The organism is Streptococcus sp. 27098_8_69, assembly GCF_041432445.1.
Taxonomy (GTDB): domain Bacteria; phylum Bacillota; class Bacilli; order Lactobacillales; family Streptococcaceae; genus Streptococcus.
In genome coordinates, this window is the sequence record NZ_JAPVZO010000005.1 from 73,568 (window position 1) to 84,492 (window position 10,925).

Annotated in this window: 13 protein-coding genes and 1 pseudogene; 9 read left to right on the forward strand and 5 right to left on the reverse strand. The window is 39.5% G+C overall.

All coding sequences use genetic code 11. The features are described from left to right. Nucleotides 1-13: 13 nt before the first annotated feature. The 7 genes from O3658_RS03075 to O3658_RS03105 all read left to right on the forward strand — a co-directional run bounded on the left by O3658_RS03075 (nucleotide 14) and on the right by O3658_RS03105 (nucleotide 6,779). Entirely contained in the window at nucleotides 14-754 is a 741-nt protein-coding gene (locus O3658_RS03075) for an esterase family protein (protein ID WP_371559253.1), read from the forward strand. A 12-nt stretch (nucleotides 755-766) separates the two neighbouring features. Beyond that, on the forward strand, nucleotides 767-1,933 hold the full coding sequence (locus tag O3658_RS03080) for an acetyl-CoA carboxylase biotin carboxylase subunit family protein (RefSeq protein WP_371559254.1): 1,167 nt from the start codon (nucleotides 767-769) through the stop codon (nucleotides 1,931-1,933). Nucleotides 1,934-2,091: 158 nt separating this feature from the next. Beyond that, nucleotides 2,092-2,961: an aquaglyceroporin Gla gene (gla, locus tag O3658_RS03085; RefSeq protein WP_371559256.1), complete on the forward strand. Its 870-nt coding sequence runs from the start codon at nucleotides 2,092-2,094 to the stop codon at nucleotides 2,959-2,961. 164 nt (nucleotides 2,962-3,125) lie between these two features. Beyond that, nucleotides 3,126-3,659: a YutD family protein gene (locus tag O3658_RS03090; RefSeq protein ID WP_371559257.1), complete on the forward strand. Its 534-nt coding sequence runs from the start codon at nucleotides 3,126-3,128 to the stop codon at nucleotides 3,657-3,659. 16 nt (nucleotides 3,660-3,675) lie between these two features. After that, entirely contained in the window at nucleotides 3,676-4,761 is a 1,086-nt protein-coding gene (gene rlmN / locus O3658_RS03095; protein WP_371559258.1) for a 23S rRNA (adenine(2503)-C(2))-methyltransferase RlmN, read from the forward strand. A gap of 1 nt (nucleotide 4,762) precedes the next feature. Next, on the forward strand, nucleotides 4,763-5,236 hold the full coding sequence (locus tag O3658_RS03100) for a VanZ family protein (RefSeq protein ID WP_371559259.1): 474 nt from the start codon (nucleotides 4,763-4,765) through the stop codon (nucleotides 5,234-5,236). 1 nt (nucleotide 5,237) lies between these two features. Then, the gene (locus tag O3658_RS03105) at nucleotides 5,238-6,779 is read left to right on the forward strand and encodes an ABC-F family ATP-binding cassette domain-containing protein (RefSeq protein WP_371559261.1); all 1,542 of its coding nucleotides are present in this window, start codon (nucleotides 5,238-5,240) and stop codon (nucleotides 6,777-6,779) included. Between the two features lie 61 nt (nucleotides 6,780-6,840). On the opposite strand, the pseudogene O3658_RS03110 reads toward O3658_RS03105, so the two are convergent. The 5 genes and pseudogenes from O3658_RS03110 to O3658_RS03130 form a co-directional block, all read right to left on the reverse strand. Continuing rightward, nucleotides 6,841-7,079 (reverse strand): annotated as a pseudogene (locus tag O3658_RS03110) (zinc-ribbon domain-containing protein). A 28-nt stretch (nucleotides 7,080-7,107) separates the two neighbouring features. Further along, nucleotides 7,108-7,914 (reverse strand): peptidylprolyl isomerase, encoded by an 807-nt coding sequence (locus O3658_RS03115; RefSeq protein WP_371559262.1) that lies wholly within the window; start codon nucleotides 7,912-7,914, stop codon nucleotides 7,108-7,110. Nucleotides 7,915-7,985: 71 nt separating this feature from the next. Further along, nucleotides 7,986-8,798 (reverse strand): HAD family hydrolase, encoded by an 813-nt coding sequence (locus O3658_RS03120; protein ID WP_371559263.1) that lies wholly within the window; start codon nucleotides 8,796-8,798, stop codon nucleotides 7,986-7,988. Between the two features lie 13 nt (nucleotides 8,799-8,811). Then, nucleotides 8,812-9,555 carry a DeoR/GlpR family DNA-binding transcription regulator gene (locus tag O3658_RS03125; protein ID WP_371559264.1) on the reverse strand — a complete coding sequence of 248 codons (744 nt, stop codon included), beginning with the start codon at nucleotides 9,553-9,555 and terminating at the stop codon, nucleotides 8,812-8,814. A gap of 113 nt (nucleotides 9,556-9,668) precedes the next feature. After that, the gene (locus tag O3658_RS03130) at nucleotides 9,669-10,202 is read right to left on the reverse strand and encodes a hypothetical protein (protein WP_371559266.1); all 534 of its coding nucleotides are present in this window, start codon (nucleotides 10,200-10,202) and stop codon (nucleotides 9,669-9,671) included. A gap of 178 nt (nucleotides 10,203-10,380) precedes the next feature. Here O3658_RS03130 and rpsP point away from each other — a divergent pair, with 178 nt between their 5' ends. Both rpsP and kphA read left to right on the forward strand, forming a co-directional pair. Further along, nucleotides 10,381-10,653: a 30S ribosomal protein S16 gene (gene rpsP / locus O3658_RS03135; RefSeq protein WP_000268760.1), complete on the forward strand. Its 273-nt coding sequence runs from the start codon at nucleotides 10,381-10,383 to the stop codon at nucleotides 10,651-10,653. Between the two features lie 19 nt (nucleotides 10,654-10,672). Further along, nucleotides 10,673-10,912 carry an RNA-binding protein KphA gene (gene kphA / locus O3658_RS03140; protein ID WP_000379617.1) on the forward strand — a complete coding sequence of 80 codons (240 nt, stop codon included), beginning with the start codon at nucleotides 10,673-10,675 and terminating at the stop codon, nucleotides 10,910-10,912. The last annotated feature ends 13 nt before the right edge of the window (nucleotides 10,913-10,925 follow it).

Consider the following 10,925-nt stretch of genomic DNA (forward strand, 5'->3'; position numbering starts at 1 on the left):
AAGGAGACAGGATATGAATATTGAACATCTTAGCCACTGGAGTGGTCATCTTAACCGTGAAATGTATGTTAATCGTTACGGACACGCAGGTATCCCAGTGGTTGTCTTTGCTTCCTCAGGTGGTAGCCACAATGAATACTATGATTTTGGCATGATTGATGCATGTGCATCCTTTATCGAGGAAGGTCGAGTGCAATTCTTTACCCTTTCAAGTGTCGATAGTGAGAGTTGGCTAGCAACATGGAAAAATGGTCATGACCAAGCTGAAATGCACCGTGCTTATGAGCGATACGTTATTGAAGAAGCCATTCCTTTTATCAAGCACAAAACAGGCTGGTTCGACGGCATGATGACGACAGGCTGTTCTATGGGAGCCTATCATGCACTTAACTTTTTCCTTCAGCATCCAGATGTCTTTACCAAGGTAATCGCTCTCAGTGGTGTCTATGATGCGCGTTTCTTTGTAGGTGACTACTACAATGATGATGCTATCTATCAAAATTCACCAGTAGACTATATCTGGAATCAAAATGATGGTTGGTTTATTGACCGTTACCGTCAGGCTGAGATTGTGATTTGTACTGGCTTAGGTGCTTGGGAGCATGATGGCCTGCCTTCTTACTACAAGTTAAAAGAAGCTTTTGACCAAAAACAAATTCCTGCCTGGTTTGCAGAATGGGGGCATGATGTTGCCCATGATTGGGATTGGTGGCGCAAACAAATGCCATATTTCCTCGGTCACATGAGTCTATAAAAGGAGTAGCATATGAATTATCTTGTAATTTCACCCTATTACCCACAAAATTTCCAACAGTTTAGTATTGAACTAGCCAATAAAGGAATCACCGTTCTAGGGATTGGGCAAGAACCCTATGAACAACTAGATGAGCCATTGCGCAATAGCTTGACTGAGTATTTCCGTGTTGATAATCTTGAAAATATTGATGAAGTTAAACGTGCAGTTGCCTTTCTCTTTTATAAGCATGGTCCAATTGACCGTATCGAATCTCACAATGAATACTGGCTAGAGTTGGATGCTGCTCTTCGTGAACAATTTCATGTCTTTGGTGCCAAACCAGACGACCTTAAAAAGACCAAGTTCAAGTCTGAAATGAAGAAACTCTTCAAAAAAGCTGGAGTTCCAGTGGTTCCAGGTGCTGTCATTGAAACAGATGCAGATGTTGACAAAGCTGTGAAAGAAATTGGCCTTCCGATGATTGCCAAACCTGACAATGGAGTGGGAGCGGCAGCAACCTTCAAGCTTGAAACAGAAGAGGATATCCATCATTTCAAGGCAGAATGGGACCATTCAACCGTTTATTTCTTTGAAAAATTTGTTACCTCTAGTGAAATCTGTACCTTCGATGGTTTGGTAGATAGAGATGGAAATATCGTCTTTTCTACGACCTTTGACTATGCCCACACACCGCTTGATCTCATGATTTACAAGATGGACAATTCTTATTATGTTCTTAAAGATATGGATCCAAAATTGCGCAAGTATGGTGAGGCAATCGTTAAAGAATTTGGCATGAAAGAACGTTTCTTCCATATCGAGTTCTTCCGTGAGGGTGATGATTATATTGCCATTGAGTACAATAACCGTCCAGCGGGTGGCTTCACCATTGATGTTTATAACTATGCCCATTCTTTAGATTTGTACAAGGGTTATGCAGCGATCGTTGCGGGTGAGCCATTCCCTGCTTCACAATTCGAGCCCCTGTACTGCTTGGCAACATCTCGTCGCGCCAATGCCAACTATGTTTATTCAGAAGAAGACTTGCTAGCCAAATACGGTCAGCAATTTAAGGTTAAGAAAATCATGCCTGCAGCCTTTGCTGAATTGCAAGGAGACTTTCTCTATATGCTAACGACACCAAGTCGTGAGGAAATGGATCAGATGATTAAGGACTTTGGTCAGCGTCAAGAATAATCAAAATTTTGACTTAACAAACTAGGTTTGTTAGGTCTTTTTTGAAGTGCTGAAATAAAAGCGTTTTCCTGCAGTATTCTTTTAGAATATCTGTTGCTAAAAGGCTTAAAAATTGATAGAATAGGGATTGTCTAAAAAATATTAAGGAGAATCTATCAATGGATTTTGCATGGGCAGTCAAATATGCCACTGAATTTTTGGGAACAGCCATCTTAATTATCTTGGGAAATGGTGCAGTTGCCAACGTTGAACTTAAAGGTACGAAAGGTCACCAAAGTGGCTGGCTCGTTATCGCTGTTGGTTACGGTATGGGGGTTATGATCCCTGCCTTGATGTTTGGTAATGTTTCTGGTAACCACATCAACCCAGCCTTCACTCTTGGTCTAGCAGTTAGCGGACTTTTCCCTTGGGCACAAGTAGCACCATACATCGTTGCACAAGTCTTGGGAGCAATCTTCGGACAAGCCTTGGTTGTTGCAACTCACCGTCCTTACTACTTGCAAACTGAAAAAGCAAACAATATCTTGGGAACTTTCTCAACTATTTCAAGTATTGACAACGGAACAAAAGAATCACGCTTTGCAGCAACAGTTAACGGTTTTATCAACGAGTTTGTTGGTTCATTCGTTCTCTTCTTTGCAGCACTTGGTATGACAAAGAACTTTTTTGGTGCTGAAGTTCTCCAATACATGAAACAAATGGCGACTCAAGCAGGTCAAAATGTTGACTTCTCTGATTTGGCAATTAAAGCTCAAGTAGCGCCTCATACAGCTTCAGGACTTGCTGTTGGTCACTTGGCTCTTGGTTTCTTGGTAATGGCCTTGGTTACTTCACTTGGCGGACCTACAGGACCTGGTTTGAACCCAGCTCGTGACTTTGGACCACGTCTCCTTCATGCCTTCCTTCCAAAATCAATCCTTGGTCAACACAAGGGTGATTCAAAATGGTGGTATGCTTGGGTACCAGTAGTTGCACCGATTGCAGCTGGTATTGCAGCAGTAGCGCTTTTCAAATTACTTTACCTATAATCACTCAAAACTGGGAAGCCCCAGTTTTTTTCTTGTCTACGAAAGTCGAGTTTTTAGATAGAGATTCTTAAATCGTCAGACTTTTTTCATTTTAATGCTAAAGGTGAAAATGTGGCGAAAATATGGTAAAATAGAGTACTAAGTAAACGTTAAAAAGGAATATTATGCGTAAAGAGATTGCACCCGAATTATATAATTACAATAAATTCCCTGGTCCTGAATTTCATCTATCTGGAGATAAAGTCGAAGCTGAAGGGTTTACCTTTACTTTGGTTGAAAATAGTAAGGATGCTTTTGATGCAACGGCATTTACTCAACGCTTTTCTGAAGTTTTAAGTAAGTTCGATTATATTGTTGGAGACTGGAGTAATGAGCAGTTGCGTTTACGTGGTTTCTACAAGAATGAGCGAGCTGAAGAGTCTCTTGAGAAAATCAGTCGTTTACAAGATTACCTACTTGAGTATTGTAGCTATGGTTGTGCCTATTTTGTTCTAGAAAATGAAGTTCCTAAACGAGCACCGTTTGACCAAAAGATGCGCAAAAAAGAGGAAGAAAAAGATACTCGCAAAGGGAAAAAGACTTTCCAAAGTAAGAAAAGAAATAATGCGGATAAGAGAAATAGACGCCGTTCAAAAGAACAGAAATCTCAGAAAGAAGACAAGGGGCAACGTCATTTCGTCATCCGTCAGAAAGATTAGAGAATAAGGAGAAAACATGAAACCGTCTATTTATAGTTTAACATGTCAAGGCATGCAAGAATGGGTCTTGGAGCAGGGAGAAAAGAAATTCCGTGCCGACCAAATCTGGGAGTGGCTTTACCGTAAACGTGTCCAATCATTTGAAGAAATGACCAACTTGTCAAAGGATTTGATTGCCAAACTCAATGATCAATTTGTAGTCAATCCTTTGAAACAACGCATCGTTCAAGAATCAGCTGATGGTACTGTAAAGTATCTCTTTGAGTTGCCAGATGGGATGTTGATTGAGACAGTGCTGATGCGTCAACACTACGGTTTGTCAGTCTGTGTAACGACTCAGGTAGGATGCAATATCGGTTGTACCTTCTGTGCATCAGGCTTGATCAAGAAGCAACGTGACCTCAATAACGGGGAAATCGTTGCGCAGATTATGTTAGTCCAAAAATATTTTGACGAACGTGGACAAGATGAACGTGTAAGCCATATCGTTGTTATGGGTATTGGAGAACCTTTTGATAACTACAATAATGTCTTGAACTTTATCCGTACCATCAATGACGATAAGGGGATGGCTATCGGTGCTCGCCATATCACAGTATCAACTTCAGGTTTGGCTCACAAAATCCGTGAATTTGCTAATGAAGGTGTACAGGTCAACCTTGCTGTTTCTCTTCATGCGCCAAACAATGAACTTCGTTCAAGCATCATGAAGATTAACCGTGCCTTCCCAATTGAAAAACTCTTTGCAGCTATCGAGTATTACATCGAAACTACCAATCGCCGTGTGACTTTTGAGTATATCATGCTCAATGAAGTTAACGATGGAGTAGAGCAGGCACTTGAGTTGGCAGAATTGCTTAAGAATATCAAGAAATTGTCTTATGTCAACTTGATTCCTTACAACCCAGTTAGTGAGCATGACCAGTATAGCCGAAGCCCTAAAGAACGTGTCATGGCCTTCTATGATACACTCAAGAAAAAAGGTGTCAACTGTGTCGTTCGCCAGGAACATGGTACAGATATTGATGCGGCTTGTGGACAATTGCGTTCAAATACCATGAAGCGTGATCGTCAAAAAGCAGTAGCGGAAGTAAATCCATAAGATGAGTCGAAAAACATTACTAAGCTTGGGAGTGCTTTTATACAGTCTTTGTATTGTCTGTTTTTGTTTTACTCCCCAGCCTCAACTTCCTTCAGGAGTGGAAACTCCAGGTATTCAAACTTTTGGACGCCTGGTTTTTCTTTTGACGCCTTTTAACTCCCTTTGGAAACTGGGGGAAGTAACAAGTATCATACAGCTGATTTGGATATTTTTACAAAATGCCTTAAATATCCTCTTGCTCTTCCCACTGATTTTCCAACTTCTCTTTCTCATGCCTGGTCTAAGAAAAACGAAGAAAGTGATTTTGTTTAGCTTTTTATTGAGCTTGGGAATTGAATGCACGCAACTAGTTTTAGACTTTTTCTTAGACTTTAATCGGGTCTTTGAGATTGATGATTTGTGGACCAATACCTTGGGTGGCTACCTGGCTTGGCTTCTCTATAAACTATTACATAAAAACAAGATAAGGAATTAGAATGAGTATCTTAGAAGTAAAAAATTTGAGTCACGGTTTTGGTGATCGTGCGATTTTTGAAGATGTATCTTTCCGCCTCCTCAAAGGTGAACATATCGGCTTAGTTGGTGCTAATGGTGAAGGAAAATCAACCTTTATGAGCATCGTGACTGGTAAAATGTTACCTGATGAAGGTAAGGTGGAATGGTCTAAATATGTGACAGCTGGCTACCTAGATCAGCATGCGGTTCTTAAAGAAGGCCAAACTGTTCGTGACGTTCTTCGTACAGCTTTTGACGAATTATTCAAAGCCGAAGTGCGTATCAATGAACTCTATATGGAAATGGCAGAAGAGGGCGCTGACATTGATGCATTGATGGAAGAAGTTGGAGAACTTCAGGACCGTTTGGAAAGTCGTGATTTCTATACCTTGGATGCTAAGATCGATGAAGTGGCGCGTGCCCTTGGTGTCATGGACTTTGGAATGGATACGGATGTAACAGCCTTGTCAGGTGGACAAAGAACCAAGGTACTTTTGGCAAAACTCCTCCTTGAAAAGCCAGATATCTTGCTTCTGGACGAGCCAACCAACTACTTGGATGCTGAGCATATCGACTGGCTCAAACGCTATCTTCAGAACTATGAGAATGCCTTTGTCCTTATTTCACACGATATTCCTTTCCTCAACGACGTTATCAATATTGTCTATCACGTAGAAAACCAACAATTGACACGCTACTCTGGAGATTACTACCAGTTCCAAGAAGTCTATGCCATGAAGAAATCACAGTTGGAAGCAGCCTATGAGCGTCAACAGAAAGAAATTGCGGATCTCAAGGATTTTGTGGCTCGAAACAAGGCGCGTGTTGCAACACGAAACATGGCCATGTCTCGCCAGAAGAAATTGGATAAGATGGATATCATCGAACTCCAAAGTGAGAAGCCAAAGCCATCCTTTGAATTTAAATCAGCTCGTACACCTGGACGCTTTATCTTCCAAGCCAAGGACTTACAGATTGGTTACGACCGTCCCCTTACTAAACCATTAAATCTTACCTTTGAGCGCAATCAAAAGGTTGCTATCATCGGTGCCAATGGTATCGGGAAAACAACCCTCTTGAAGAGTCTTTTGGGGATTATTCCACCTATTGCTGGGGAAGTTGAACGTGGGGACTACCTAGAACTCGGCTACTTTGAACAAGAAGTGGAAGGTGGCAATCGCCAGACACCACTAGAAGCTGTCTGGAATGCCTTTCCGGCACTCAATCAAGCCGAAGTTCGTGCAGCCCTTGCTCGTTGTGGTCTGACGACTAAACATATTGAGAGTCAAATCCAAGTATTGTCAGGTGGGGAACAAGCCAAGGTTCGTTTCTGTCTCTTGATGAACCGCGAGAATAATGTCCTTGTTCTTGACGAACCTACCAACCACTTGGATGTGGATGCCAAGGACGAACTCAAACGTGCTCTGAAAGAATACAAGGGTTCTATCCTCATGGTTTGTCACGAACCAGACTTTTACGAAGGCTGGATGGACCAAATCTGGGACTTCAATCAGCTAACATAAAAAGAGAAACTCGCAAAACTAGAATAGGAAAAAGCCAAGTCTGTGTGACTTGGCTTTTTGGCTAGTAATTCAAATAGGTTTCGATATCAGATTTTTGGATTTCTTTCCCATAGTGACAAATCGGGCAATAAACGAAATAAGTTTTTCCGTAAGGAAGAGTGGAATCCAGTAAAGGGTAAACTTACGTCCAGTTTCTGAAATTTCCCAAGTTTCGGTGTTGTTACAGTGACCACACTCGATAGTGGTTTGAGTATGTCCTAAGACCTTTTGGTAACCTTTCGAACCCCAGAAAAAAATCATTTTTACATCTCCTTATTTTAGGGTCATCCTATTTTTTACTGAAATCGTAGTCCTTAACAATTTCGATACTGTCAATAGTGATAGCAGTAGTTGGTTTGTCTTTTTCGTCTTTTTCAGCCTTGGCAATCTTGTCAACAACATCCATACCGTCGATGACTTGACCAAAGACAGGGTGCTTACCGTCTAGACTAGGATTTCCACCTTCTTTGTAGGCTTCGATAATTTTCTTTGGATAGCTATTCGTAGGGAGTTTGGCAGAAATATCCGTTGTATTTTGGTTGATGAAGAACTGGCTACCATTTGAATTTGGTTGACCAGTATTGGCCATAGAGAGAGAACCACGAATGTTATAGAGATACGGAGAAATTTCGCTCTTGAAACCAGTTCCCTGGTCTTTAGTCTTGTCCTTATCATGCCAGATGGATTCACCACCAGTACCATCCCCTTTTGGATCACCTGTCTGGACCATGAAGCCATCGATCACTCGGTGGAAGGTAACGCCATTATAGTAGCCTTCTTTTGCGTGAGTTAGGAAATTTTCAACCGCAAGTGGAGCTAGCTTTGGAAAGAGTTTGATGCGGATATCTCCTTGACTGGTGTGGAGAATGACTTCAGCTTCGTCTTCAGCAACTTCCTTAGAGAGTTGTGGGAAGTTAGCATTCTCATTTGTCAAGGCGTCTTTGAGATCCTTGGCAGATTGGGCAGCTGCTTTGGAACTTTCTTCAGCAGCCAAGCTAGAATCTACATAGTCATCCCCCCGCAGACTACGTTGGATACTGCTACATCCAGCAAGGGCAAAAGTTGAGATTAATAGAAGTGTTGCTATTTTTTTCATGGGAATCCTTTCAAAAATCATTTCTACCATTGTACCCTAATTGAAAGTGGATTTCAAATATTCAATTGTGATCATTCCGATAGTACATACAATTTTATGGCCTTACTTACCCCATTTTGATCATTAGAATCTGTTACTTTATTTGCACAGGCTTTAACATCTGTAGGAGCATTTCCCATTGCAACACCAAGTCCAGCGGTCTCAATCATTGGAATATCGTTATAATTATCTCCAATACTCATAATTTCAGTAAGTGATAGTTGATAATAGTTGGCTAATTCTAATAAAGCTTGTTTTTTGGATACTTGATTATGTGTGACTTCAAGATAGTTATCCTTCGAGAGGTAAAAGTCAGTTTGAGGGAAATCCATGGTTGCTAATGTCTCTTTAAGTTTCTGGATAGTAGCTGCGTTATCTATTAGTAAAAGTTTATGAATAAGATTCTTTTCTTCCTGAAGAAAATCTGCTAGTGAAGTAACTTTTGGGCTCTCTCCAGTAATCTGTGCTTCAATTTCTACCCATTTATCTAAAGTATTGACGTACCAATCTTTTCCAGAATAAACATTAATTGAAACTGTCGGAAATTCTTTTGTTAAAAAATCATGTAGTAAGAGTAATTCCTTTTTATTAATAGTATGCTGACTTAGAATTTTATCTCCTGTAATAATGAGAGCACCATTATAACTTGCAATTGGAAAATCTGTGATTCCAAGTTCTTTCGAAATTGGAGCTATACCAAGAGGAGAGCGAGCAGAAGCTAGAACAAAAGGAATTTCACTTTGTTTCAAAAGTGGCATAAGCTCTAGTAAATGAGAGTCTAATTGGTGATTTTGGTCTAAAATGGTACCATCGATATCACTCATGATTAACTTTATTACTGACATATGTTTCTCCTTTTTAAAATAGAATAGTTGTTTTACCATCTAAAGATTGTTGAATTTCTATGTCGGGTTCTTTGTCTGTAATCCAATAATCAAAATCAGTAAGTTCGGAAAGAATATAATGAGAGTGTTTGTTTATCTTGCTGGTTTCAGCTAACAAGACGCGAATTTTACTGGTTTCAAATGCTCTTTTTTTCATTAGAACATCTTCTTGATCCTCAAAGCTAACTTGTCCGTCTGAAAGACTAGCTGCACCAAAAAATGCTAAGTCAAATTTAATTCTATTCAAAGATTCGGATTCTTCTAATGAGTAATAGAAACGATTCTTTTTATGAAATCGACCACCGATAATGTGAAAATCGACATTTTCATTTTCTCCTAAGACCAGTGCATTATCCAATGAATGGCTGAAAATAGTAACTTTTTTATCTGTTATTTTTGCTAACTCAAGTACAGTTGTTGAAACATCATAGAAAATTAATTGTGAATCAGAAATAAGTTGGGTAGCTAAATGAGCAATTTTCTCTTTTTCTTTAGAAGATTGTTCTACTCGACCTTTATAACCAAGAATCCTTTGCTTTTGGATTGGCAATAAACCTCCATGAGTTCTTTTTGCTCGTTTCTCCTTTGCGAGAATAGCAAAATCTCTACGGATGGTATCTTTGGAAACATGGAAATGGTCAACCATTTCTTTTGCTGATAGACTTCCTCTATCCTCTAAAAGTTTAATGATTTCTTCTAATCGTTGTTCTTGGTACATAGGAAATCTCCCTTTTAATACTAACATACCTCTTTTGTAAGCGATTGTCAATAAATGTAATGATTTATAAGTTTTTTAAATGATTTACAAAAAAATCAACCTGACTTGGTTGATTAAAGATTCTTTTTAGGATGGCGGTCAATGATTGCCTGATGGTCCTTGAGAGCTTGTTCTCCTTTTGGAGTTAGTTTATAACCGCGAATTGAAAAGTGACTAGCTAATTCCTCTTCTGAAAAATGCTCATGAAGGGCTTGATTCAAGTCAGAAGCCTTCATCTTGGAAAGTCCAGTAACCCCCTTCTTCTTCAGGATATTCTTTTTCATAGTGCTATTTAGATGATCCAGCGAATCAAAAGCAGTTTCAACAAGAGCATAGCCTTTTTCAACAATCGTTTCTAAACGTTTTGGGGTATCAATGCCATAAGTGTACTCAAAGTATTTAGGAAACCAAGTTTCGGTTGTGAATGTTCCAAAGTTGATTCTCCAGAGGAGGATAATATCTCCTGCTAGGAGATTGTCTTCTAGTAATTCCATATTTCGCTTGGGAACAGGCTTGGGATTTAGTAGCCAAGTCTCTATATCACGATTAGGAGAGATATAAGGTTTGACTTGGTGGTCTTTGTAAATGTTCTCTAGACTAGTATTCATAAAGTTTCTCTTTCTAATTTATCCCTATTAGTCTAACAAATTTATAAAAAATTTAAAAATTTTAAAGTCTGTCAAGTTTTTTTCTTGACACCTCTTAGAAATCTGTTATAATAGAACATGTGCTAAATAGCTCAGCTATTTCACCGAAATAAAAAATAAAAGAAAAGAGATATTAAAAATGGCAGTAAAAATCCGTTTGACTCGTATGGGTTCTAAGAAAAAACCTTTCTACCGTATTAACGTAGCAGATTCACGTTCACCACGTGACGGACGTTTCATCGAAACAGTTGGAACTTACAACCCACTTGTTGCTGAAAACCAAGTAACTTTGAAAGAAGACCGCGTTCTTGCATGGTTGGCTGATGGAGCTCAACCTTCAGATACAGTACGCAACATCCTTTCAAAAGAAGGCGTATTGAAGAAATTCCACGATTCTAAATTCTCTAAATAATTCTAAAGTAGGTTGACAGATGGATACGATTGAAAATCTCATTATTGCAATTGTGAAACCTTTGATTTCACAACCAGATGCCTTAACTATCAAGATTGAAGATACACCAGAATTTTTGGAGTATCATTTGGATCTTGACCAAAGCGATGTGGGTCGTGTGATTGGTCGTAAGGGTCGCACTATCTCTGCGATAAGAACGATTGTCTACTCTGTCCCAACTGAAGACAAAAAAGTAAGAATCGTTATTGACGAAAAATAAGAAAAGCGGGACG